Genomic DNA, 24,387 nt, shown 5'->3' with positions numbered 1-24,387 from the left:
GACTAGGCTGCGGACATGGCCAGCGATGTGGACACCGCACCGCTCGTCGGCCGTGCCGACCAGCTGGCGGCGCTGCGCGCCGCGCTCCACGACGACATCGGCCCCGGGCAGACCGCGGCGGTCTTCGTCAGCGGTGAGAGCGGGGTGGGTAAAACCCGGTTGCTCACCGAGGCTGCGGCGCGGCTGCGGGCCGCGGGAGCGGTGGTGCTCACCGGCTCCTGCCTCGACATCGGCGACGCCTCCCCGCTGCACCCGGTGCTCCAGGCGCTCCGCCGCTTCGACGCCGACCTCGACGCCGGCCAGGCCCGCACCTCGTCGGCGGTACGTGGTCTGTTGCGTACCTTCGCCGAGGAGACCGGGGGCGCGGACAGCGCCGGGGCGCTGCTGGAGCGGGTCGCCCGGGGGCTGAGCCTGATCGCCGAGGGGCGTCCGCTGGTGCTCGTCCTCGACGACCTCCAGTGGGTGGACCGGACGACCCGGCAACTGCTGCTCTATCTGCTCGCCGGCCTGGGTGACCTGCAACTGTCGGTGCTGGCGGCGGTGCGGGCCGAGTCGTTGCAGGGTGCCCACCCGCTGCGCCGGGTGCTCACCGAGCTGCGTCGGCTACGGTCGGTGCGGGTGCTCGACCTGGCGCCGCTCGACCGGGCCGACACCGATCTGTTGGCCGCCGAGATCGTCGGTACGCCACTGGCCCCGGACGCCGCCGACCAGGTCTGGCAGCGCAGCGGCGGCAACCCGTTCGTGGTCGAGGAGCTGGCCCGTGACCTGCGTGACGGCCGCGACGGGCTGTCCGACACGCTGCGCGAGATCTTTCTGTCCCGAGTGGACGTGTTGCCCCGGCACGCGCACGCGGCGGTGCACGCGGTGGCCGTCGGCGTCGAGCCGGTCGAGCACTGGCTGCTGGCCGAGGTGCTCGGCCTGCCCGAGGCGGAGCTGATCGAGGCGCTCCGCGCGGCGGTCGCCCACCGGTTGCTCGTCGGCGCGGACGACGGCTACCGGCTACGGCACAGGCTGGTCGCCGAGGTGCTCGCCCACGAACTGCTCCCGGCGGAGCGCGCCGGTCTGCACCGCCGCTACGCCGAGGCGCTCACCCGGGCACCGGCGGAGCTGCACCAGGCCCGCCTGGCGCACCACTGGCGGCTGGCCGGCGAACCCGGCCTGGCCCTGCCGGCGGCGATGGCCGCCGCCCGGGAGGCCGAACGGCTGCACGGTTTCGCCGAGGCGCACCGGCACTGGTCGGTGGCGTTGCAGCTGGCCGCGACCCCGGCCAGTGGACCGGTGGGCGCACCACCCGAGGTGGACCGGGCGGTGCTGCTGGAACATGCGGCGGAGACCGCCCACCAGAGCGGCGAGCACGCTCGCGCGCTGTCCCTGCTGGCCGAGTTGGCCGGCGGTGAGCCGCTCGACCCGTCCTGCGGGCTGCGCATCCGGCGGGCCCGCTATCTCGCCGCTGCGGGCCGGTCCGCCCCCGCCGAGGCGGAGTACCGCAGCGTGCTGGAATCCGCCGACTGCACCGCCCGGGAGCGGACGATGGCCGCCGCCCGACTGGCCGAGCTGCTGGTGCACCTGGGCCGGTACGCCGACGCCGGGCAGCGCGCCCGGGAGGCGTTGGACCTGGCCGCGACGGTCGGCGGCAGCACCACCGAGGTGGTGCTGGCCAGCTCCGCGCTGGGCTTCAGCGAGGCGTTCCTGGAGGACCCGGACGCGGGCCTGGCGGTGGCCCGCCGGGCCCTGGAGACCGCCGAGCGCTCCGGTGGCCCGGAGGATGTGGCTTGCGCGTACCTGCACCTGGCGGAGCTGCTGACCGGGCCGCTGAACATCCTGGAGGAGGGGGTGGTGGTGGCCCGCCGGGGTGCCGAGCGGGTCGCCGAGCTGGGCCTGGGACGCACCTACGAGACCCGACTGCTGGCCATCGCCACCAACGGGTTGTTCCGGGTCGGCCAGTGGGCGGAAGCGGAGAAGGTGGTCGCGGCGGCGCTGCGGCACCGCCCGTCCGGCGCCGACGCGGTGGAGCTGCTGCTGGCCCGCTGCCGGCTCTCCGTCGGGTACGGCGACGTCGAGGCGTCCGACCGGGACCTGGAGGCGGTGGCGACGATGCTCGCCGGTGGTGGCGCACCCCGGCACGTGCTGCCGATGCTGATCCTCCGGGCCGGGCTGGCGATGTGGCAGGGCCGGCACGACGTGGCCCGGCAGGCGGTGCAGCGTGGCCTGACCGAGAGCCGCTCCGACGACGTGGTGCTGCTGGGCGCGCTGGCCTGGCACGGGCTGCGGGCGGAGGCGGAGGCGCACGCCAGTCGTACCGTGGCGGTGGACCCCACGGCGGTCCGCCGGCTGCGCGACGCGGTCGACCGGGTGGCCGGCAAGAGCGCGACGGCGGCCGGTCCGGTCCGGCTCAACGCCGACGGCTTCCTGGCCCTGTGCACCGCCGAGTTGACCCGGCTCGACGGCCGGGGCGACCCGGACGCCTGGGCCCGGTCGGCGGCCGAGTGGGACAAACGGCACCACCCCTATCCGGCGGCCTACTCGCGGCTGCGGCAGGCCGAGGCGTTACTGGGCCGGCGCAGTCGCAGCACCACCGCGGGCATCCTGCTGCGGCAGGCCCACGAGATGGCACTGGGCCTGGGTGCGGTGCCGCTGACCAGCGAGATCAGGACGCTCGCCGGCCGGGCCCGGGTGGAGCTGGCCGACCGCGCCGAGCCCACCGGGGTCGACCGCACCCGGCCTTCCCGGGCGGGCCGCACCCGGTCGACCGGGGTGGGCCGTGCCCAGCCCGCCGGGTCGGGCCGGGTCCTCGCCCCGGCCGAGCCGGACGTCGACGAGCTGACGATGCTGACCGCCCGGGAACGTGAGGTGCTCGCCGCGGTGGCCGAAGGGCTGACCAACAAGGAGATCGGCCACCGGCTGTTCATCAGCGAACGGACCATCGGCGTGCACGTGTCGCACATCTTCGACAAGCTCCAGGTGCGGACCCGGGTGCAGGCCAGCGCCATCCACCTGCGCAATCGGGGCGAGTGAGCGTACGTACGGCGCGGTCGAATACGTCGTTCTACTGATCCCGCGCACAGTCGACGCTGACAGGCTGTCCACCGGAACACGACGACACGGCGCTGCCCTGACCACTGTGGAGGAGACATGACGGAACCGGTCTGGGGCCCCGTCCACGCGGACATCGTCGGCCTGCTCGCCGACCACCCCGAGGACGTGCCGGCGGTGGTCGACCACCTCACCAAGCTGCAGGACCTGCTGGTGCGGCTGCCGCCGCTCGAGCAGAGCTGCCCGCTGGCCGACTTCAACCGGCTCTACCTGACCATCACCACCCGGGTGTTGGAGGGGCTCTACGACGACTACTTCGCCGACCCGGTGTTCCTGTCCCGGCTGGACGTGGAGTTCGCCGCCCGCTACTTCGACGCGATGCGGCTGTGGACCGAGTCGAGCCCGAGCACCCCGCGCGCCTGGTCCTGTCTGTTCAAGCGGATGCGCGGCCCGGACGCCCGGCCGTTGCCGTCGGCGGCGGCGGGAGTGAACGCGCACATCAATTTCGACCTGCCGTTCGCCCTGGTGACCACGTTCGACCACCTGGAGTCGGAGCCGGTGGACGGTACCGAGCAGCACCGTGACTACCTGAAGATCAACGACATCTTCGCCGACAAGATCCCATCGCTGCGGCGGGGCTACCTGGAGCGGTGGCAACTGCTCCTCGACATGCTCAACGGCGACATCGACGACTGGTACCAGGGCGAACTGGTCGAGTACACCCGGGACGTGGCCTGGCGCAACGCGCAGAAGATCTGGCGGTGCCGGCACGACCCGCAGGCCCGCGACGGCGAGCGCACCCGGCTGGACGACAACGCCGCGGCGCTCGGCCGGCTGCTGCTCTCACCGCTGGGGGCGTTCCTGCAGTAGCAGCCGGGACGGGGGGTCCCCGCGCGCCGGGAAACCGGCGCGCGGGGACACGTCCGTTCGGCCAGGATGGCGGGGTGAGCCCCGACGAGCACCCCCTGCCCGGCAACGTCACCACCGGTGTGGTCCGGGTCGGCGACACCGTCCGCCGGCCGGTCGGTCCGTGGACAGACGCCGTCGACGCCCTGCTGACCCATCTGCACGACGTCGGTTTCGACGGTGCGCCCCGGCCGCTGGGCCGCGACGACCGGGGCCGCCAGGTGCTGGAGTACGTGCCGGGGGAGTGCGGCCATCCCTCGGGTCTGTACCGGACGGCGGAGCTGGCCTCGATCGGCCGGCTGCTGGCCGACCTGCACCGGGCCGTCGCCGACTTCGTGCCTGCGGAGCCGGCCCGCTGGCAGGTGCCGATCCGCCCCGACGGCACGGAACTGCTCTGCCACCACGACGCGGCACCGTGGAACCTGGTCCGGGCCCCGCGCGGCTGGGTGCTCATCGACTGGGACGGCGCAGGCCCCGGCACCCGACGATGGGAGTTGGCGTACGCCGCCCAGGCGATGGCCGGGATGCGCCCCGACCGGCCGGTGCCGGAATCGGCCCACCGGCTGCGGGTCCTGGTCGACGGGTACGGCCTGCCGGCGGCGGACCGTCCCGCGCTCGCCGCGACCCTCGCCCCCCGGGCCGCAGCGATGTACGACCTGCTGCGCGACGGCGCCCGGGACGGTGTGCAGCCGTGGGCCCGGATCCACGCCACCGACGGCCCCTACTGGCGGTCCGTCGCCGGGCACCTGGCCGCGCACGTCGAGGACTGGACCTGCGCCCTGGAGTGATCCGGCTGGCGTGATCTGGCCGCGCACGTGGTGGCCGGGTGACGGGGACGCCGCCCGGTCCGCCCGCTCGGTCCGCCTCGCCTGCTCTGCCCGTCTGGTCCGCCTGCCCGATCCGCCCCGCCTGCCCGGGGTGCCCGTCCGGTCGGGGTGTCGCCCGCCCCGCACCGGGTATCTGCCGGTCATGCCCGCACATCGGTTCGCGTTCCGGTTCGACCCGACGTTCCGGGTGCCGCTGGCGCTGCTCGGCATCCGGCCGCAGAACTGCGCCGTGGTGGTCGACGACGAGACGGTGGTGATCCGGTTCGGCCCCTGGCGGCTGCGCACCGCGCGGGCGAACGTGGTCGACGCCCAGCGGGGTGGGCCGTACCGCTGGTGGCGGTCGGTCGGGCCGCACCTGTCCCTGGCCGACCGTGGGGTGACCTTCGGCACCGGCACCACGGCCGGGGTGTGCCTCCGGTTCGGCACGCCGGTGCCGGGGCTGGCTCCCGGCCGGTGGCTGCGCCATCCGGCGGCCACGGTGACGGTGACCGACCCGGACGCCCTGCTGGCGGTCCTGCCCGGCGCGCCGCCGGGTGTCGACGCCCGCCCCGCCTGACCGGCTCCTGCCGGGACCGGTCTCCGGCTTCCCCTGTTCCGGTCGGTGGGACCGCGTTCAGCGCCTACCGTCGGGGACAGGGGCTACGAGGGCGGTCGGGGGATGGCGGACGGGCGGGACGGGGCGCGGGACCGGCGGACCCGGGAACGACGGGGGAGCACGCCGCCGCCGGGTCACGGGCGTGCGCTGCGCGAGGCCCGGGGCGTCGGGCAGGGTGAGCGCACCCGGCCGGGGCCGGTGGGGTTGCCGGAGTGCGTGGAGAGCCACGGCCGGCCGGCGCGGCCCGGTGGCGCGCTGCGCCGGTGGCTCTTCGCGTACCGGGTGCAGCCGGTCGGCCCGGAGGCCGAGGAGGGCAGCCAGCGGCGGCACCCGTGGTGGCAGGTGATGTGCCTGACCGGCGTCGACTACTTCTCGACCCTGTCCTACCTGCCGGGCATCGCGGCGCTGGCCGCCGGGGCGCTCTCCCCGCTGGCCACCCTGCTGATCGTGGCGCTCACCCTGCTCGGGATGCTGCCGATGTACCGGCGGGTCGCCCGGGAGAGCCCGCACGGGCAGGGTTCGGTGGCGATGCTGGAGCGGCTGCTGCCGTTCTGGCGGGGCAAGCTCTTCGTGCTGGTGCTGCTCGGCTTCGTGGCCACCTCGTGGATCGTCACGATCACGCTGTCCGCCGCCGACGCGACGGTGCACCTGCTGGAGAACCCGTACCTGCCGTCGTCGGTGCCGCACGGCGACGGGGCCGCCGTGGTGGTGACGGTGGCGTTGCTGCTCGTCCTCGGTGGGGTGTTCCTGCTCGGGTTCAGCGAGGCGGTGCTGGTGGCTGTCCCGCTGGTCGTGGTCTTCCTCGCGCTCAACGCGGTGATCGTGGCCGCCGGTCTGACCGAGATCGCCGCCGACCCGGCCACCGTCCGGGACTGGACGGCCGCCCTGACCGCCGGGGGCACCGGTGTCGGCGATCTGCTCGGCCCGGCGGTGCTGGCCTTCCCGCTGCTGGTCCTCGGCCTGTCCGGCTTCGAGACCGGGGTGAGCATGATGCCGTTGGTACGTGGGACGGGCGCGGACCGCCAGCAGCGGTTGGCCGCCCGGATCCGCAACACCCGCCGACTGCTCACCGCCGCCGCGCTGATCATGTCGGTGTACCTGTTGGCCACCGCGTTCGTCACCACCGTGCTGATCCCGCCGCGCGAGTTCCAGCCGGGCGGCGCGGCGAACGGCCGGGCGCTGGCCTGGTTGGCGCACGCCCGCCTCGGGGAGGGGTTCGGCACGGTCTACGACATCAGCAGCGTGTTGATCCTCTGGTTCGCCGGGGCGTCGGCGATGGCCGGCTTGATCAACATCGTGCCGCGCTACCTGCCGTCGTACGGGATGGCGCCGGAGTGGGGTCGGGCGGTCCGGCCGGTGGTCCTGGTCTACACGTTGATCAGCATCGTCATCACCGTCGCCTTCCGGGCCGACGTCAACGCCCAGGCCGGCGCGTACGCCACCGGCATCCTGGCGATGATGGTCTCCGGGGCGGTGGCGGTGACCATCGCGACGGTCCGGGCCCGCCACCGGCTCGCCGCGGTCGGCTTCGTGGTGCTCACCGCAGTGCTGTTCTACGCGCTGATCGAGAACGTGATCGAGAAGCCGGACGGGATCGCCATCTCCGGGCTGTTCATCGCCGGCATCGTCGGGGTCTCGCTGATCTCCCGGATCACCCGGACCACCGAGCTGCGGGCCGAGCGGATCGAGTTCGACGAGGTGGCCCGGCGGTTCGTCACCGAGTCGCTGGCCCACGACGGCCGGCTGCACCTGATCGCCAACAAGCGGAACATCGGCGCGCTCAAGGAGTACCGGGTCAAGGAGCGGGCGCAGCGGGGCATGAACCCGGTGCCCGGTGCCGCCGACGTGCTCTTCCTCGAGATCGACGTGGTGGACCCGTCGGAGTTCAGCCAGGTGCTGTGGGTGCACGGGGTCGAGGTGGGCGGGTTCCGGGTGCTGCGGGCCAGCAGCCCGGCGGTGCCGAACGCGATCGCCGCGATCCTGCTGGCGCTGCGCGACGGCACCGGCGTCCGCCCGCACGCCCACTTCGAGTGGTCCGAGGGAAACCCGATCGCACACCTGCTGCGCTACCTGATCCTGGGCCGGGGAGACACCCCGCCGGTGGTCCGGGAGATCATCCGCAAGAGCGAGCCGGACCCCTCCCGCCGCCCCGGCATCCACGTAGGCGGCTGACCCCCCAGCCCCCCTGGTCGCGGTGATCAAGAGGTTTCGGTCACGGAACCGCTCCGTCCTGACCGAAACCTCTTGATCACCGCGCAAGGGCAGGGGGAGAAGTGGGGGGAGGGGGTTAGGGGTGGGTTTGGAGGTGGGGGGCGAGGTGGGTGGTGAAGAAGTCGAGGAAGCCGTCGGGGTCGGGGCCGGCGTTCTGGAGCACCACGTGGTCGTAGCCGGCGTCCAGGTACTTCCGCACCGCCTGGAGGTGCACCTGCGGGTCGGGGCCGACCGCGAACTGCCGGCGAACGTGGTGCGGCTCCACCCAGGAGGTGGCGGCGTCGAAGTTGACCGGGTTGGGTAGTTCACTCATCACCTTCCAACCGGTGATCGCCCAGCGACTGGTCCTCAGCGCCGCCTGGACCGCCTGCTCCTCGTCGGTGGCCCAGGCGAGCGGCACCTCGGCGTACCGGGGTCCAGCGCCGCCCAGAGCAGCCGGATGATCTCCAACGCCTCGCGGAGTCGCTCGTGTCGTCCCTGGACACTCGGGAAGCCCTGGCCGACGACGTGTTCGTTGAGTCGTTCCCCGGCACCGACGCCGAGGGTGAACCGCCCGTCGAAGATCAGCGCCATGGTGGCGGCGGCCTGCGCGATGATCGCCGGGTGGTAGCGGACGGTCGGGCAGGTGACCCCGGTGGCCAGACCGAGGGTGCTGGTCCGTGCGGCGATCGCACCGAGCACGCTCCAGGTGAACGAGGAGTGGCCCTGTACGTCCAGCCAGGGGTGGTAGTGGTCGCTCATCTCGACGAAGTCGAAGCCGGCCTGCTCGGCGCGGACCGCCTGCCGGATGATCTCCTGCGGGCCGTGCCCACCGACCCCACCTGCCCCCGCCAGTCGTTGTTCGCCACAAACGACAACTGGCCGGGATCGCGCAGACACCGGGCGGTGTGCGGTGATCGGGAGCGGACATGATGCGGCCCGCGCCCCGAGGGGTGGGCGCGGGCCGGGCGGGCGCGGTCTACTTCGACGGTTCGGGAAGCTTGCAGTCCACCTTCGGGTTCGCGCCGATGTAGTTGAGCGGCCCGGCCACGATGGTCACCAGGATGGTGCCGGCCTCGGCACAGTTGGTGTCGTCGTTGCCGTAGTAGCCGCGCTGACCAGCGGCGACGGCGCCGATGACCAACCAGATGACGACGATGACTCCGAGGATCGACGTACCGCGCATGGGGGTGCCTCCCGGCTTGTGGTGTATTCGAGGTGACGCCCATGTACCCATTGGTCAGGACCGGGTAAACGGTGTTCTGGAACGGTCAGTGGGGCGGGGCCGCACGCTCCGGTGGCCGTCCCCGACTGCGACCGGCGGCCGGGGCCGCCATCCCGACGCCAGCACACCGGCGGAGCGTCGACAAAGCCGTTGCGTCACCGGCACCGGTGCGCCACGGTGGGGCGATGGACGCCCGCCCCGTCGCCCCACCGCAGATCGACGAGGCGTTGGTACGCCGCCTGGTCGCCACCCAGTTCCCCGCCTGGGCGGACCTCCCGGTCCGTCCGGTCTCGGCCGGTGGCTGGGACAACCGCACCTTCCATCTCGGCGACACGATGACCGTGCGGTTGCCCAGCGCCCACGGCTACGCCGCGCAGGTGGCCAAGGAGCAACGGTGGCTGCCGTACCTGGCACCGAGGTTGCCGCTGCCGGTGCCCGTCCCGCTGGGCCGGGGCCGGCCGGCCGAGGGCTACCCGTTCGAGTGGTCGGTCTACCGCTGGATCGACGGTCAGCAGGCCACCGCCGCCCGGATCGGCGACCTCACCACCTTCGCCGCCGACCTGGCCGGCTTCCTGGCCGCGCTGTACCAGGTGGACCCGACCGCCGGCCCGACCGCCGGCCCGCACAGCTTCTGGCGGGGTGGACCCCTGCGCACGTACGACGCCGAGACCCGGACCGCGATCGCCCGGCTCGCCCACCGGATCCCGGTCGGCCCGGTCACCCGGATCTGGTCGGCGGCACTGGCCAGCACGTGGACCGGCCCGCCGGTCTGGTTCCACGGCGACGTCGCATTCGGCAACCTGCTGGTCCGCGACGGGCGACTGGCCGCCGTCATCGACTTCGGCACCAGCGGTGTGGGCGACCCGGCCTGCGACCTGGCGATCGCCTGGACGCTGCTCGACGCCTCCGCCCGTGCGGCGTTGCGGGCCGCCCTCGACGTCGACGTCGGCACGTGGCGGCGGGGGCGCGGCTGGGCACTGTGGAAGGCCCTCATCACCCTCGTCGAGGCGAAACCGGCGCGGGTGGCGGAGGCCACCCACACCCTGCACGCACTTCTCACCGAGCCCGACACCGGCGGCGGACCGGACGAACCGTGACGGCTCCCGGCCGACGAAGCGACATACCCGGCACGCGAAAGGCCGGTGGGCGCGCCTGCTGGCACGCCCACCGGCCCTCGTTGGGTGAGCCGGTCAGCCCTGGGCGTCGCCGCCGGTCGGCGTCGGCAGCACCCGCTCAGCCTCGGCACCCGCACCGGCCAGTACCTTCGCCTGCTGCGGCCAGGTGGCCAGGCTCGCGGCGGCGCGCAGCCCGGCGGCGCGGATCGTCTCCCGCAGGCTCGCCTCGTCGAGCGCGGCGAGCTGCTGGTAGGTGCGGATCCCGGCGGCCTGGAGGGCGGCGGCGATCTTGGGGCCGACGCCCTGGATGCGGCGGAAGTCGTCCGCCGGCCCGTCCTGCGCGGCGCCGGCGTCCTGGGCCGGGGTGGTGTCCTCGACGGGGGTGCGCTGCGTCGGGACCACCGGCGCGACGACGGCCGGGGCGGCGTCCGCGTCGTCGGCGACCGGCGCGGCCGACTCGGCCGACTCCGGGGTGGCCGACTCTGGCGCGGCCGACTCGGCGGCCGGCGTGGTCGACTCCGGGGTGGCCGACTCGGCGGCCGGCGTGGCCGACTCCGGCGCGGTCGGCTCGGGGTCGGCCGGCACGGCGGCCGGTGCCGGATCGTCGGTCGGGGCCGCGAGCGGCTCCTGCTCGGTCATCGCGCCGTTCGCGGCCGGGTCCGGGTCGGTGGAGGCCGGCGGCGCGTCGACCGGGGTCGGCTCCGGCAGCTCCGTCCCGCTGTCCGTGGTGTCCGGGGTGTCCTCGACGGCCGCCCGGGGCGCGGGGACCGGCGCGGTGGTCTCGTCGGCGGCGGTGCTCGCGGGTGCCTCGTCCGAGGCGGTACGGCCGGTGTGGTCGGCGGTGGTCGGCTCGTCCTCGAGGCCGGTCAGCGGAGTGGTCCGCTCGGCGGCGATCGTGGTCGGCGTGCCGTCGACAGCGGGGGCGTGCTCGACGGCAGGGGCATGCTCGGCGGCGGAACTGTGCTCGGCGGTCGAGGTGTCGACGGTGGTCGAGGTGTCGACGGTGGTCGGGGTGTCGACGGTGGTCGGGGTGTCGACCGTGGTCACCGTGTCGTCGGTGGCCGGGGCGGTGTGGCTGGCGTCCTGCGGGGTGGGCTCGTCCACGACGGCGGCGGGAGCCGGAGAGGTGTCGACCGTGGCGACCGGGCGGGGGGCGTCGATCGTGGCGGCGGCCTTCTCCTCGGCGGAGAGCCCGGCGACCGGGTCACCCTCCACGATGGGCTGTCCGGCGGTCGGCTTCTGCCGTCCCCACAGCGCCCAGCCTCCGGCCAGGCCCACCAGCAGGGCCAGGATCACGATCAGCCATTGCCCGAAAGTCGACGGCACGGCAACCTCCCTATTGCGTATGTCGTTGAAGTCGCGAGAAAACGCGAAGACCCGCCGCAGCCTTGCACACGCGAATATCGGACGACAGGGAGGACCGCCCCTCGTTGCGCAGGTGAAATGTCCGGTGCCAGGCGGTGGCGACGCCGCAACACGGTGTTGTCGTCGCCGTGCTCTCGGTGCTGACCGCACCGGTGGCGGTTCAGCCCAGCGCCTCCGGGGTGGGCGCGTCGGAGACGTCCCAGCTGTAGAAGCAGCCGGCCGGCGCGTCGCGGGGCGACCGCCAGGTCGGCAGGTACGGCGACGTGTGTGCCGACAGCCGCTCGTTGGTCCGCCGGTACAGCGGGTGGTTGCGGGCGGTGACCAGGGTGTCGACGTCCACGTCGGTGGTCTCCATCAGGTGTACGCACAGGTCGTGCAGGCAGTACAGGGACCGGTGGCGGAGCCCGGTGAGACCGGGCAGTTCGGTCGCGTCGGACTCGGCGAAGATCTGGGCGACCCGCCCCTCCGCGCCGGGAATGATCCTGCTGACGATCACCAGACGGCTCATCGGGCCCCTCTCGCCGGTGGTGCGCCCCGATCGGTCCAGGGCCCACGGTGGGTAAACCCTGGCGGCGCAGCTGTCACCTGCTCGTCACGCCGTCCGTCCGGATCGTGACGACGGGCCGTCGGGGTGCGGCGGCTCGCCTGCCGGATCGGGGCGAGGGTCTCGTCGACCAGGGCGCACATCGCGGGGGACGGTTCCAGCCGCAGCTCCCGCATGAGCAGGTCCCGATAGACGTAGAAGGCGTGTACCGCCTCGAACGCGTTGCCCTCGGCGAGGTGGATGCGCACCACCAGGCGGTGCGGGGTCTCGCGGAGCGGCTCGGCGGCCATCGCCTCCAGGGCGGCCTGCAACGCCTCGCCGTGCCGTCCCGCGTCGAGGTGGTCGGCGGCGAGCTGTTCCAGCATGTGCAGCCGGAGCTGGCGCAGCCGTTCCCGGTCCAGCAGCACCCAGTCGTCGTACCAGCCGGGGAGCAGGTCACGGCTGCCGGCGGCGAGCGCGACGGCGGCGGCGCGCGGGTCACCCCCGTCGCGGACCCGGGCCGCGGTGGCGACGAGGTCGTCCACGTCGAGCCGGACCGTCGGGTCGAGGCGGACGGTGTCACCGCTGGACAGCAGCGGGCAGCAGGGGTCCTGACGTAGCCGCCACAGGGCGGTGCGCAGCGACGACAGCGCCCGCTCCTCGGGTACGTCCGGCCAGAGCAGGCCGGCCAGGTTGCTGCGGGTGGCGCCGGGGCGCAGCCCGATCACGGCGATCACCCGTTGCAGCCCACGCGGAACCACCACCGCGGTGTCGCCGTGCAGCAGTCGGAAACCGCCGAGCAGGTGCAGGCGCACCGGTGGGTCGCCCGGAACGTCACTGGTCGGCGTGCTGACCTGACCGGTCACGGGCGCACCCCCTGCACGGAAACCTGGGTCCATCGTCCGGTGTCCCGACGCGGTCGCCCGCGACGCCGTGGCCGGGTCGCTCCGCTGCGGACCCGCCGCACCGGTCGGCACGAACACTACCAATCCGATTACTCTCGGTCAATGAAGGTGAAGGTATCGTGACTGGATGATATTACCCTTGAACTGCGAACAGTCGTCACGATGGACAGCGGCTGCATAGCTGATACACAGCCTGCGTCAACGCAACGTCACCACTGCCCGGGGTGTTGCGCGTCATCGGGTGACGCCCGGGTGACAGGGCCCGCCGGAAGGTGACGGCTACCGGGGTGAGCCGCCCGGTGGAGCACGCCGTGGGGAGGCCGCACAGATGGACCGTTCGCTCATCGTCCCGACCGCCGAGCGGTCGACGTGACCACCGCCGCCGAGGAGCAGCGCTGGTCCCGCTGCGCCGGCTGCGCCGCACTGCTCTACCGGCGGCGGCTGCGCCGCAACCTGGACGTCTGCCCGCACTGCGGGCAGCCGTCCAGGCTCACCGCCCCCGAGCGGCTGCGCCAGCTCCTCGACCCGGACACCTTCACGCCGTTGCCCGGTCGGGCGGTCGAGGTCGATCCGATCGGGTTCGTCGACACGCTGCCCTACCGGTACCGGCTCAGCGCCGCGCGGGCCGGCAGCGGCCTCGACGAGGCGGCGCTCTGCGGCGTCGGCCGCATCGGCGGCCACCGGGTCGCGCTGGCGGTGCTGGACTTCCGGTTCCTCGGCGGCAGCCTGGGTTGCGCGGTCGGTGAGCTGATCACCAGGACCGCGGAACGCGCCCTCGCCGACCGGACCCCGCTGCTGCTCGTCACCACCGCCGGCGGCGCCCGGCTCCAGGAGGGCACGCTGGCGCTGATGCAACTGGCCACGGTGAGTCAGGCCGTCGCCGGGCTGCGCGAGGCGGCCCTGCTCACCGTCAGTGTCGTTCCCGACCCCGGTGGTGGCGAGGTGATCGCCCCCTTCGCCGCCAACACCGATCTCGTGCTCGCCGAGAGCGGCACGCGGACGGGGCCCGCCGGCCCTCGGGTGATCCGGCAGGTCACCGATCGGGACCTGGCAGCGGGCCGGCAGAGCGCCGAGGCCCTGCTCCGACATGGACTTGTCGACATGGTGGTGCCCCGGTGGGTGCTACGGGACCGGCTCGTGGCGCTGCTCGCCTCGACGGCCAACGGCCGGGGCGGGGCTCGGCGGGTCGGTGTGCCCCGGTCGGGGACCGGGCTGCTCGCCACCGTGGCCGGCGGCCGGGCCGGGGCCGCGCGGGTCCGCGTACCGTGGGAGGAACCGGCTCGGGGCGGGCCGTTGCCGGCGGGCGGAGCGGAACCGGCGGCGGTGGCCGCTCCCCGGGCCGAGGTGCTCGGCCGGCGGCCCGTCGCCGCCGACCCGTGGGAGATCGTGCGGGCCGCCCGGCATCCCGGTCGGCCCACCACCCTGGACTACCTCGACGGTGTCTTCGACGGCTTCGTCGAGCTGCACGGTGACCGGCTCGGCGCGGACTGTCCGGCGGTGGTCGGCGGGCCGGCCCGCCTGGACGGCCAGCCGGTGATGGTGGTCGGCCATCAGAAGGGTCACCACCCCGCCGAACTGGCCGCCCGCAACTTCGGCATGGCCAGTCCGGCCGGGCATCGCAAGGCGCTGCGCCTGGTACGGCTGGCCGCCCGGCTCGGCCTACCGGTGGTGACCCTGGTGGACACCCCCGGCGCCGACCCCGGCACCGGCACGCAGGAGCACGCACAGGCGGCGGCCATCGCGGAGAACATCCTCACCCTCAGCGTGCTACCCACCCCGGTGGTCGCGGTGGTCACCGGCGAGGGCGGCAGCGGCGGGGCACTGGCCCTGGCCGTCGCCGACCGGGTGCTGATGCTGCGGCAGGCCGTCTACTCGGTGATCAGCCCCGAGGGCTGCGCGGCGATCCTCTGGCCGGACGGCGGGTCCGCGCCACAGGCGGCGCGGGCGTTGCGACTGACCGCGCCCGACCTGTGCCGCCTCGGGGTGGCCGACGAGATCGTCGACGAGCCGCCCGGTGGCGCGCAGGCCGACCCGCGGGCGGCGGCGCTGCTGCTGCGCCGGGCGCTGGTGGCGAACCTGGCCCCGCTGCTGGACATGCCGCCGGCCACCCTGGTCCGTCGACGTCGGGCCCGGTTCCGCCGCTTCGGCACCGCCCGCCCCCACCGACCTGTCCTGACCGCAACCGAGGAGGACCCGAGATGACCGTCACCCACGGCCAATCGCTCACCAGCGCGATCACCGAGATCCTGGTGACCCACTGCGGCCTCGACGCCGACGTGGCAGCCCACGCGCCCGCCGCCAGCCTGGAGGAGCTGGGCATGGACTCGCTGGCCCTGCTGGAACTGTCCGCCGTGGTCGCCGACCGCTGGCGGGTACGCATCCCCGAACAGGCCGGGCAGCTCAGCATCGCCGGCGTCGCCGACCTGGTGGCCGACGCGGGGCCGGCCGGGCACACCGAGAACAGCATCGTCATCGCCGCCCCGCTGCCGCTGGTCTGGGAGATCACCAACGACGTGGCCCGCTGGACCGACCTGTTCACCGAGTACGCGGTGGTGGAGATCCTGCACCGCGACGGCGACACGGTGCGCTTCCGGCTCACCATGCACCCCGACGAGAACGGCATCTCGTGGAGCTGGGTCAGCGAACGCACCGCCGACCCGGCGACCCGGCAGGTGCGGGCCCGCCGGGTGGAGACCGGCCCGTTCGAGTACATGCGGATCCACTGGTACTACGACACCGAACCGGAGGGCACCCGGATGACCTGGGTGCAGGACTTCGCGATGAAGCCCACCGCCCCGGTGGACGACGCGGCGATGACCGAGCGGATCAACACCAACAGCCGGGTGCAGCTCGCCGTCATCAAGGAACGGATCGAGCGGGCGTACGCGGGAGGCGGCGATGAGTGACGTCACGACCGGTCTGGTCGCCGCCCGGGACGTGCCGGCCGACCGGCGGCGCGGCGGGGAGCTGCGGGTGCTGCTCGGCCCGCGTACCGTCGGCAGCACCTCCGGGTTCATGGGTGTGGTGACGGTGGCCCCCGGCGATCGGGTCGCCGAGCACTACCACCCGTACAGCGAGGAGTTCCTCTACCTGGTCCGGGGTGCGATCGTCGTCGACCTGGACGACGAGCCGGTGCCGTTGGCCGCCGGAGAGGCGCTCTTCGTGCCCCGTAACGTCCGGCACCGGCTGCGCAACACCGGCGACGCCGCCGCCGAGGTGGTCTTCCACCTCGGCCCGCTCGCCCCCCGCCCGGAGCTCGGCCACGTCGACACCGAGCTGGTCGAACAGCGGGGGCCGGCATGACCGGGCGCCGTGCCGTGGTGACCGGGGTCGGGGTGGTCGCCCCGGGCGGCGTCACCCGGGACCGGTTCTGGAAGACCCTCACCGAAGGGCGGACGGCCACCCGGCGGATCAGTTTCTTCGACCCGTCGCCGTACCGGTCGCAGATCGCCGCCGAGTGCGACTTCGACCCGGACGCCGCCGGTCTCACCCCGGCCGAGCGGCAACGTTCCGACCGGTACGTGCAGTTCGCGCTGGCCTGCGCCGCCGAGGCGCTGGCCGACAGCGGGCTCGACCTCACCGACGCCAACCGGGACGTCACCGGAGTGGTGCTGGGCACCGCCGTCGGCGGCACGACGGCGCTGGAGCAGGAGTACGTCCGGGTCAGCGACTCCGGCCGGCACTGGTTGGTCGACCACGCCCTCGGCGGGCCGTACCTCTACCAGGCGTTGGTGCCGAGCAGCCTCGCCGCCGACGTGGCCTGCCGGCACGGGTTGCGTGGCCCGGCCCAGGTGATCTCCACCGGTTGCACCTCCGGCATCGACGCCATCGGGTACGCCCACCAGCTCGTCGCCGACGGCGAGGCCGACATCGTGCTGGCCGGCGCCGCCGACTCGCCGATCTCCCCGGTCACCGTCGCCTCGTTCGACGCGATCCGGGCGACCAGCCCGGACAACGACGACCCGGGACACGCCAGCCGGCCCTTCGACGCCCACCGGAAGGGCTTCGTGCTGGCCGAGGGGGCTGCGGTGCTGGTGCTGGAGGAGTGGGAGCACGCCCGGCGGCGCGGCGCGCACGTCTACTGCGAGGTGGCCGGCTACGCCAGCCGCAGCAACGGCTTCCACATGACCGGGCTGCGGCCCGACGGGGTGGAGATGGGGCTGGCCATCGCGGCGGCGCTGCGGCAGGCCCGGCTCGACCCGGCGGACGTCTCCTACGTCAGCGCGCACGGCTCCGGCACCCGACAGAACGACAGGCACGAGACGGCGGCGTTCAAACGGGCGCTCGGCCCGACGGCCTACCGGGTGCCGGTCAGCTCGATCAAGTCGATGGTCGGGCACTCGCTGGGCGCGATCGGCGCCATCGAGATGGCCGCCTGCGCCCTGGCCATCGAGTACGGGGTGGTGCCGCCGACGGCCAACTGGACCACCCGGGACCCGGAGTGCGACCTGGACTACGTGCCGAACGTGGCCCGGGAGACCCCGGTGGACGTGGCGCTGTCGGTCGGCAGCGGGTTCGGTGGCTTCCAGTCGGCGATGCTCTTCCGCCGGCTGGCGGTGACGTCGTGACGGCCCCGGACGCCGGCCCCGGTCCGACGGTCCGCGATGCCGGCCCCGGTTCGGTCCACGACGGGGGTCTCGGCGTGACGGTCCGGGATGTGCGACCCGGCGGGCCGGAGCGGGATCGGGTGCGGGCGGTGGTCACCGGGATCGGGGTGGTCGCGCCCAGCGGCATCGGCGTCGACGCGCACTGGCGTACGGTGACCGACGGCATCCGGCGGACCGGGCCGATAACCCTGTTCGACCCGACCGGCTACCCCACCCGGGTCGGCGGTGAGGTCCCCGGCTTCCACCCGGCCGCTTACGTCGACGCCCGACAGCTCGTGCAGACCGACCGCTGGACCCAGCTCGGCTTCGCCGCCACCGCGCTGGCGCTCGCCGACGCCAGGCTCCCCGCCCGGGCCACCGACCCGTACGGCTGGGCGGTGATCCTGGCCAGCTCGTCGGGGGGGAACCTGTTCGGGCAGCGGGAGTTGCAACGGCTCTGGGGTGGATCGAGCCGGACCGTCGGGGCGTACCAGTCGATCGCCTGGTTCTACGCGGCCAGCGTCGGGCAGCTCTCCATCCACCACCAGTTCAAGGGGCCGTCCGGGGTGCTGGTCGCCGAGGCCGCCGGTGGGTTGGACAGCCTGGCGCACGCGGTGCGGACCATCAGGCGGGGCACGCCGGTGGTGATCGCCGGGGCGACCGAGTGCCCGTTGAGCCCGTACGCGCTGGCCTGCCAGCTCCGCTCCGGGCTGCTCAGCGACGCCGACGAACCGGCGGCGGCGTATCGGCCGTTCGACCGGGCCGCCTGCGGGTACGTGCCCGCCGAGGGGGGCGCGGTCTTCGTGGTGGAGGAGCGGGACCACGCCCTGGCCCGGGGTGCCCGGATCTACGGGGAGGTGGCCGGCTGGGCAGCCAGCCACGATGCCGTGCACACCGGACCGGACACCGCCGGTGACCCGGTCACCTACGCCCGGACGATGCGTCTGGCGCTGGCGCGTTGCGGGGCCACCGCCGACGAGGTGGACCTGGTCGTCCCCGACGCGCTCGGGGTGCCCCGCTACGACCGCAGCGAGGCGACCGCGCTGCGGGCGGTCTTCGGCGACCGGCCGCCCCCGGTGAGCACCCACAAGTCGTTGACCGGCCGGGCCCACCAGGGCGGGTCGGCGTTGGACGTGGCGACCGCCCTGCTCGCCTTCCACCACGACACGCTGCCCGCCTCGGCGGGACCAGCCGACCCGGCTCCCGGCTGCGAGCTGGACTTCCTGCGGGCTCCCCGCCGGCCCCGCCACCGGGTGGCGCTGGTCTGCGCACGGGGCTTCGACGGGTTCAACAGCACGCTGGTGCTGCGCGGGGAGCCACCGCCGCCAAGGCCCGTTCGTAGTTTCCAGACTAAAGCAACATAAGTAGTTGATCTGGGCCCGGACCTGGGGTGACTTCCTCGCGGTGGCGGGTTGCCGGGGGAGCCGCTTCGCCGTTTGCCGTGATACCGGTAGGTGGGATGCGAGATCAGCGCCGGCGGTGGTGGTGCTCGTCGTCCTCGGCGGTGATGCGGGCGCAGGTCTCCTCGCCGAGCTGGACACAGTGTCCTGTGCGGCACCGCCGAACCGGACGGCAGCGCCGTCGCGCTGTCAGTAACAGTCATCCTCATGCTCTGCCGCTATACCTTCGCACCCGATATATTAATGGCGTGGAGACACCGGTACGCGAACCCACGTTCCTGATCCTCACGGCGTTGGCCGCGGAGCCGCTGCATGGCTACGGACTGATCACCGAGGTAGCCCGCCTTTCCGACGGCCGCGTGTCGCTGCGCCCCGGCACGCTCTACGGTGCCCTCGACCGGCTGCTCGAAGCGGGTCTGGTCACCGTCGAGCGGGAGGAAGTGGTGGACAGCCGGCTGCGCCGCTACTACCGGCTCACCGTGGACGGCGGTGACCTGCTCGCCAACGAGACCGAGCGGATGCGCCGCAACGTCGAGGCCGCAACCGCGCGGTTGAACACACTTACCCGTCGAGGCGCGCCCCGACTCAGTGGAGGGATCGCGTGAGTGACCTGGCACGCCGCTATCTGCGATTGGTCCGGATCTTCTATCCGGCCGGCTATCGCAACGCGCGCGGCACCGAGATCGTCGGTACGTACCTCGCTCTGTCCTCGCCGGACCGGCGGTGGCCTTCGGTCGCCGACGTGACCGACGTAGCCGGCGGCGGGCTACGCCAGCGCCTACGCGCGATCGGCGCTACCGGAATCGGCCCGGGAGTGCGGCTGGCCGCGACGCTGGCGTTGTTGACCGCCACGGCTCTCGCCGGCGGCTGGGCCGTGTTGGAGCTCAATCCGTGGACGACGGCGTGGTTCGGCTTCGAACAGCACGGCACGTCCGTCTCGCTCGGTCTCGGCGTGTGGGCGGCATGGCTGGTCGTCGCGGTGGTGCACGTGGTGGTACCCGGCCGGTGGACCCGCCTGGCGACCGGTCTCGCCCTCGTCCTCACCGTCGCCGTCGTACCGCTTGCCGCCGTCGTCGACCGGTCCCGGCCTCCGCTGTTCGTACTACTCGCCCAGGTCTGCCTCGGATTCGTGGCGCTCGGCGTTCCCGGCCAGCCGCCCGTGTGGCTACGACTGCTGCCCGTCGGCGGCGCCGCCGCGGCTCTACCCGTAGCGGCGACTTCTGCCCGTAACGGTGGCGACGTGCTCCTTGGGTACTACGGCTGGCCCGCCGGGCAGGTCCTGCCCGGCACCGGGATGGCACTCTTCTTGGTGACGTTGCTCGTCGGCGTAGGGCTGGCGGCGCGCAACGACCTTCGTGGTGCTTGGGCACTGCTGGTGCTGCTCTGTCCGATCGGCATGCTGTGGCTGCATCCGCTGGCCGAAGAACTCGCCGTCAGCTTGTATGGCGGCGGACCGAATGCGGACTGGACGACCCTGGCCACAGCGGCGATCATCGTGGCGGTTGCGGCGGCGATCGTCATGTCGGCTGCGCTGAATGTCCAAGGACGGTTCGCCTTCACCCATGCCGCCGTCGAGCATGGTACGGCGTGTGGCTCCCTCACCAGCGACAGCGCGAAGCGATAGCAGCCCGTCTAGCACCAAGCCACTGGTCGATTGTTGTCAACGTACAGCCTGGCCGCCTGTAACACAGAATCCGACCGGCGCGCCCCCCGCCGCCGGATGCCGCGCGCCGGCCCTGGGCGACATCGACCCCGACACCGGCCGCGGCTGGCTGTCCCACCCGCGCGCCGAGTACCTGTTCAAACAGGCGTCCAAGTTGCACGACCCGCACGGCGCCGGGTACACCCTGCACCAGCTGCGCCACAGCGGCCCGACCCACCTCGCTGCTCGCGGTCGCAGCGCCGCCGAGCTGCAGGCTAAATCCCGCCATCGGCACCTGGCCACCCTCGGCATCTGCGTCCAAGTCGGCGAGGAAGCCTCTGCCCGCATCACCGCCGAGAACGACGAGCACCACCACCGGCCCGCCCCCGCCTCCCGTGGGGCCAACCATCTGTAGGACGTGTATGCCCAGCTGGCATATTTATGCCAGCTGGGCATACACGTCCCTGAGCACGGTGTGGCCTACGCCAACGCCGAGCATCCCCTGACGCTGACGCCGGGCACCCCCGACCCACCCGGCGGCCGACCTGGTCCACCATGGATCGTCGAGCACGGCGGAGCCGCCGGTGGTGTCGCGGGCCGGCGTACGCGCCTGATCCTGCCCGGCCGATCAAGCGACGGCAATCCCGCCGGCCGCCTTTTATGATCTAGCCATTCGCATCTAGTAATGCTCTTCCGGGCTGTCGTAGGGTTCCGTGAGCACGCCAAGAGACGTACTTTGTGGGCGGTTTTCGCCCGATTCTATGCTGGACGGTGGCCGGCGATGACCATGAATCGCCCGACGGAAGATTCTGCGGCGCAAGAACCCGGTTGGGTGGACGAGGTGTTGTTCGCCGGCCCTCCGACCGATGTTTGTCTCCGGCTGCCCGAGCCGGTGGACCGGGCCACCCTGCACCGCCTGGTCACCGAGGCGCAGGCCCGGCTGACCGCCGCCGGGCTGCGTCCCGGCGGGGCCGCCGCGCTCCGCCTGCCGCCCTCGCTGTCCTATGTGGTAAACCTGTTGGCGACCTGGCGCATCGGTGGCCAGGCCGTGCTGCTCGACCACCGGCTCACCGACCACGAGGTCGGCCGGGCGTTGCGGCGGCTCACCCCGCAGGTGGTCGTGGCCCCGGTGCGTACCGGCGGTGGCGCGCTGAAGGTCTTCGTGGACGTCACCGAGAGCGTCACCGGCTACGCGGACCGCCCGGCGGTCAGCGGTCACGCCGTGATCCAGCTCAGCTCCGGGTCCACCGGTCCGTCCAAGGTGATCGGACGGACCGCCGCCGACCTGATCGCCGAGGTGCACCGCTACACCCGCATCGACGGGGTGGCGCTGCCCGGCGAGCGGATCATCCTGCTGCCGTCCATGGTGCACGTGCTCGGCCTGGTCGGCGGCCTGCTCTACGGCCTGCACGCACGCGTCGAGCTGGTCCCGCCGGAGCGACTCGGCGGCGACGCCGTGCTGGCCGCCATCGCCGCCCAGGACACCCCGGCCACCGTGCTGGGGGTGCCCTTCCACATCGGCCTGCTCGCCTCCACCCGCCCCGACCGGCCGCTGCCCCAGTTCACGCGGATGACCACCGGCGGGGAACTGGTCCCGCCGGCCGTCGCGCAGGCCTTCACCGACCGGCACGGCGTCCCCCTGGGCAACATGTACGGGATGACCGAGGTCGGCGTCATCGGCACCGACCTGCACGGCCGGCACCGGCCGGCCATCGCGCCGGCCCCCGGCATCGAGGTCCGCGAGTCCGACGGTGAGCTGCTGATCAGCTGCCCGACGTCGCCGTACGTCGGGCTCAGCGACCCCACCCGCTGGGCCGACGGGTGGCTGCGCACCCGCGACGCCGGCACCGTCGACCCGGACACCGGCCTGGTCACCATCAAGGGCCGGCTCGACTCGCAGGTCTCCGTGGGTGGCCTGAAGGTCGACCTCACCGAGGTCGAGGCCACCCTGGTCGGGCTGCCCGGGGTGGCCGCCGCCGTGGTCGCGTACGACGACGGGATCACCGCGTACGTGCAGCCCGACGGTCCGCTGTCCGAGGACGTGCTGGACACACTGCTCGCCGAACGGTTGGCCGGCTACAAGCGCCCCCGCACCCTGCACCTGGTGGCGCAGTTGCCGCGCACCACCACCGGCAAACTGGTCCGCTCACTGGACGTGCTGCGAACGGCGGCGTCGTGACCGGTCCGCTCCACCCCGCCCACCGGCCGGTCCCCGAGGGCCGTCCCCGGCAGCCGGGCGTCACCACCGCGTCACCACCGGCCGACCGTCGGCGGTACGCCCGAACCACAAGCGCACGGTGCCCCGACCGGGCACCGGCAGCTCGCCCATCGAGAGAGGTTATCGTCATGCGAGACGAGGTCCGTACCTTCGTCATCGAGCAGCTCGAGGACATGAACTACGACGTCGAGGGGATCGACGACGACACCACCCTCGGCCCCTCCGGGGTGGACCTGGAGTCGCTGGCCCTGTCCGACCTGTCGGTCCGGGTGGAGGACCGCTACGGGCTGAGGTTCGCCGACGACGAGTCGGAGAAGCTGGCCCTGATGACGGTGGGGGAGTTCACCACCATGGTCGCCGACCGGGTCGCCGGGGCGACCAGCGACAACCGCTGATGTCCGGTCAGCCCGACCTGGGGCGAGCTGACCTGGTGAGCATGCTCGCCGAACTGACCGGTAAACCTGTCGACCAGGTCCCGCACCGGGTCGGCTCGATGGAGCTGGCCTGGCTGGTGCACCTCGTCGAACAACGCCACGGCACCCGGATGGACCTCACCGACGACCAGCTCGCCGGCATCCGTACCGTCGACGACGCCCTGACCGTGTTCCACACCTCCCTGACCACCTCCGCTGATGGTTGAGCGGGCACCCGTAACGATCTCCGGCACGTACGCGGTCAGCGCCTTCGGCACCGGCGTGGACGCGCTGCTGTCCGGGGTGCTGTCCGGCGTTCCGGCCTTCCGGCCGGTCCGCCGCTTCGACACCACCGGCCGTCGGGTGAGCGTCGCGGCCACCCGGCCCGACGTGGCGACCCTGCCGCAGGAGCTGGCCGATGCCGTCGACGCGGCCTGCCGGGCGGCCGACCTCGACCGGGCGCAGCGGGCCGGGTCGGCGCTGTTGCTGGCCACCCACGGTGGCCCGGCCACCCTGTCCGGCCCGTACACCGACGACCGGCCGACCGCTGACGTCGACGACCCGTGGTGGGCCGACGGCGAGCGGGCCGACGACGGTCCGCCCTGGCCGGAGCTGCCGACGCTGGCCGGCCGGTTGGCCCGGCGGTGCGGGCTCGGCGGCCCGACCCGGGTCTACACCACCGCCTGCGTCTCGGCGAGCAGCGCGGTGGCCGACGCCGCCGCGATGATCCGCCGGGGGGACACCGACCGGGTGGTGGTGGCCGCCGGGTACCTGGTGGAGCCGGACCAGTTCGCGCTCTTCGACGCCGGCCGGGCACTCGCCGCCGACGGGGCGGTCCGTCCGTTCAGCACCGGCCGGCAGGGGCTGCTGCTCGGCGACGGGGTGGCTGCGGTGGTGCTGGAGTCCGCCGCCGCGCTGCGCGGCCGGGGCGGCACGCCGGTGGCGACGCTGGCCGGGTGGGGCCGGGCCGGCGACGCCCACCACCCCTGCCAGCCCGACCCGCAGGGCCGTGGGCTGGCTCGGGCGATCGATTCGGCGCTGCACCGCGCCGGGCTGCCCGCCGGGGCGGTGGGCTACGTCAACGCGAACGCCACCGGCACCGGGTTCAGTGACGCCTCCGAGGCGGCGGCGCTGCGGCTGGCCCTGGGCGAATGGGGCGGGCAGGTGCCGGTCAGCTCCACCAAGGCGCTGCACGGGCACGCGTTGGAGGCGTCCGGACTGCTCGAACTGGTGGTCACCGTGGCGGCGCTGCGGCACGGGAAGCTGCCGGTCAACGCCGGCTGGCTCGGCCCCGACCCGGCCTGCCCGCTGGACGTGGTCGTCGCCGCGCCCCGCCCGGTGACCAGCCCGTACGCGCTCAGCCTCAACGCCGCCTTCGGCGGCGCGAACACCGCACTGTTGGTGGGTGCGCCGTGACCGGCACGCGCGGCCCGGGGCCCGGGAT

At 73.6% G+C, this 24,387-nt stretch carries 22 protein-coding genes and 1 pseudogene; 18 read left to right on the top strand and 5 right to left on the bottom strand.

Annotation, left to right across the window (positions count from 1 at the left end; genetic code table 11):
* Window positions 1-15 precede the first annotated feature (15 nt).
* The 5 genes from ACIG87_RS06985 (at window position 16) to ACIG87_RS06965 (ending at window position 7,533) form a co-directional block, all read left to right on the top strand.
* Window positions 16-3,015 (top strand): helix-turn-helix transcriptional regulator, encoded by a 3,000-nt coding sequence (locus ACIG87_RS06985; RefSeq protein WP_396848918.1) that lies wholly within the window; start codon window positions 16-18, stop codon window positions 3,013-3,015.
* Window positions 3,016-3,132: 117 nt separating this feature from the next.
* Window positions 3,133-3,903 carry a DUF5995 family protein gene (locus tag ACIG87_RS06980; RefSeq protein WP_396848916.1) on the top strand — a complete coding sequence of 257 codons (771 nt, stop codon included), beginning with the start codon at window positions 3,133-3,135 and terminating at the stop codon, window positions 3,901-3,903.
* 74 nt (window positions 3,904-3,977) lie between these two features.
* The gene (locus ACIG87_RS06975; protein ID WP_396848915.1) at window positions 3,978-4,727 is read left to right on the top strand and encodes a phosphotransferase; all 750 of its coding nucleotides are present in this window, start codon (window positions 3,978-3,980) and stop codon (window positions 4,725-4,727) included.
* 181 nt (window positions 4,728-4,908) lie between these two features.
* Window positions 4,909-5,322 carry a hypothetical protein gene (locus ACIG87_RS06970; RefSeq protein WP_396848914.1) on the top strand — a complete coding sequence of 138 codons (414 nt, stop codon included), beginning with the start codon at window positions 4,909-4,911 and terminating at the stop codon, window positions 5,320-5,322.
* A gap of 102 nt (window positions 5,323-5,424) precedes the next feature.
* A complete protein-coding gene (locus ACIG87_RS06965) occupies window positions 5,425-7,533 on the top strand; it encodes an amino acid transporter (RefSeq protein ID WP_396848912.1) in 2,109 nt (702 codons plus the stop codon).
* A 115-nt stretch (window positions 7,534-7,648) separates the two neighbouring features.
* Here the strand turns inward: ACIG87_RS06965 and ACIG87_RS06960 are convergent.
* Window positions 7,649-8,406 (bottom strand): annotated as a pseudogene (locus ACIG87_RS06960) (TIGR03557 family F420-dependent LLM class oxidoreductase).
* 124 nt (window positions 8,407-8,530) lie between these two features.
* Window positions 8,531-8,737, bottom strand: a complete 207-nt coding sequence (locus ACIG87_RS06955) for a hypothetical protein (protein WP_396848911.1) — start codon at window positions 8,735-8,737, stop codon at window positions 8,531-8,533.
* Window positions 8,738-8,961: 224 nt separating this feature from the next.
* On the opposite strand from ACIG87_RS06955, the gene ACIG87_RS06950 reads away from it, so the two are divergent.
* Complete coding sequence (locus ACIG87_RS06950; protein ID WP_396848909.1) at window positions 8,962-9,873, top strand: aminoglycoside phosphotransferase family protein; 912 nt, start codon at window positions 8,962-8,964, stop codon at window positions 9,871-9,873.
* 93 nt (window positions 9,874-9,966) lie between these two features.
* Here ACIG87_RS06950 and ACIG87_RS06945 read toward each other — a convergent pair whose 3' ends face one another.
* The 3 genes from ACIG87_RS06945 to ACIG87_RS06935 form a co-directional block, all read right to left on the bottom strand.
* On the bottom strand, window positions 9,967-11,217 hold the full coding sequence (locus ACIG87_RS06945; RefSeq protein WP_396848907.1) for a hypothetical protein: 1,251 nt from the start codon (window positions 11,215-11,217) through the stop codon (window positions 9,967-9,969).
* A 199-nt stretch (window positions 11,218-11,416) separates the two neighbouring features.
* Window positions 11,417-11,764 (bottom strand): TcmI family type II polyketide cyclase, encoded by a 348-nt coding sequence (locus tag ACIG87_RS06940; RefSeq protein WP_396848905.1) that lies wholly within the window; start codon window positions 11,762-11,764, stop codon window positions 11,417-11,419.
* Window positions 11,761-12,645: a BTAD domain-containing putative transcriptional regulator gene (locus ACIG87_RS06935; RefSeq protein ID WP_396848904.1), complete on the bottom strand. Its 885-nt coding sequence runs from the start codon at window positions 12,643-12,645 to the stop codon at window positions 11,761-11,763. The genes ACIG87_RS06940 and ACIG87_RS06935 overlap by 4 nt, the downstream gene beginning before the upstream one ends.
* Window positions 12,646-13,053: 408 nt before the next feature.
* Between ACIG87_RS06935 and accA the strand changes: the two genes are divergently transcribed.
* From accA to ACIG87_RS06875, 12 genes are all read left to right on the top strand, one after another.
* Window positions 13,054-14,886, top strand: coding sequence for a carboxyltransferase subunit alpha (gene accA / locus ACIG87_RS06930; RefSeq protein WP_396848902.1), 1,833 nt, complete (start codon window positions 13,054-13,056; stop codon window positions 14,884-14,886).
* Window positions 14,883-15,590, top strand: a complete 708-nt coding sequence (locus ACIG87_RS06925; protein WP_396848900.1) for an SRPBCC family protein — start codon at window positions 14,883-14,885, stop codon at window positions 15,588-15,590. The genes accA and ACIG87_RS06925 overlap by 4 nt, the downstream gene beginning before the upstream one ends.
* On the top strand, window positions 15,583-15,987 hold the full coding sequence (locus ACIG87_RS06920) for a cupin domain-containing protein (RefSeq protein ID WP_396848899.1): 405 nt from the start codon (window positions 15,583-15,585) through the stop codon (window positions 15,985-15,987). The genes ACIG87_RS06925 and ACIG87_RS06920 overlap by 8 nt, the downstream gene beginning before the upstream one ends.
* Entirely contained in the window at window positions 15,984-17,252 is a 1,269-nt protein-coding gene (locus ACIG87_RS06915) for a beta-ketoacyl-[acyl-carrier-protein] synthase family protein (protein ID WP_396848897.1), read from the top strand. Before ACIG87_RS06920 ends, ACIG87_RS06915 begins: the two co-directional genes overlap by 4 nt.
* Window positions 17,253-17,371: 119 nt before the next feature.
* The gene (locus tag ACIG87_RS06910; RefSeq protein WP_396849240.1) at window positions 17,372-18,634 is read left to right on the top strand and encodes a beta-ketoacyl synthase N-terminal-like domain-containing protein; all 1,263 of its coding nucleotides are present in this window, start codon (window positions 17,372-17,374) and stop codon (window positions 18,632-18,634) included.
* A 284-nt stretch (window positions 18,635-18,918) separates the two neighbouring features.
* Window positions 18,919-19,275 (top strand): PadR family transcriptional regulator, encoded by a 357-nt coding sequence (locus ACIG87_RS06905; RefSeq protein ID WP_396848895.1) that lies wholly within the window; start codon window positions 18,919-18,921, stop codon window positions 19,273-19,275.
* A gap of 26 nt (window positions 19,276-19,301) precedes the next feature.
* Window positions 19,302-20,294, top strand: coding sequence for a hypothetical protein (locus tag ACIG87_RS06900; protein ID WP_396848893.1), 993 nt, complete (start codon window positions 19,302-19,304; stop codon window positions 20,292-20,294).
* Window positions 20,295-20,487: 193 nt separating this feature from the next.
* A complete protein-coding gene (locus tag ACIG87_RS06895) occupies window positions 20,488-20,727 on the top strand; it encodes a hypothetical protein (RefSeq protein WP_396848891.1) in 240 nt (79 codons plus the stop codon).
* Window positions 20,728-21,093: 366 nt separating this feature from the next.
* Window positions 21,094-22,491 (top strand): class I adenylate-forming enzyme family protein, encoded by a 1,398-nt coding sequence (locus tag ACIG87_RS06890; protein WP_396848889.1) that lies wholly within the window; start codon window positions 21,094-21,096, stop codon window positions 22,489-22,491.
* Between the two features lie 167 nt (window positions 22,492-22,658).
* Window positions 22,659-22,925, top strand: a complete 267-nt coding sequence (locus tag ACIG87_RS06885; protein WP_396848888.1) for an acyl carrier protein — start codon at window positions 22,659-22,661, stop codon at window positions 22,923-22,925.
* Complete coding sequence (locus ACIG87_RS06880; RefSeq protein WP_396848886.1) at window positions 22,925-23,170, top strand: acyl carrier protein; 246 nt, start codon at window positions 22,925-22,927, stop codon at window positions 23,168-23,170. The genes ACIG87_RS06885 and ACIG87_RS06880 overlap by 1 nt, the downstream gene beginning before the upstream one ends.
* The gene (locus ACIG87_RS06875; RefSeq protein WP_396848884.1) at window positions 23,163-24,359 is read left to right on the top strand and encodes a beta-ketoacyl-[acyl-carrier-protein] synthase family protein; all 1,197 of its coding nucleotides are present in this window, start codon (window positions 23,163-23,165) and stop codon (window positions 24,357-24,359) included. Before ACIG87_RS06880 ends, ACIG87_RS06875 begins: the two co-directional genes overlap by 8 nt.
* Window positions 24,360-24,387: the final 28 nt, after the last annotated feature.

It is taken from the genome of Micromonospora sp. NPDC051925 (assembly GCF_044548625.1).
Classification (GTDB): domain Bacteria; phylum Actinomycetota; class Actinomycetes; order Mycobacteriales; family Micromonosporaceae; genus Micromonospora.
The sequence above is the reverse complement of the archived record's forward strand: the minus strand, read 5'-3'. Positions and strand labels throughout refer to the sequence as shown.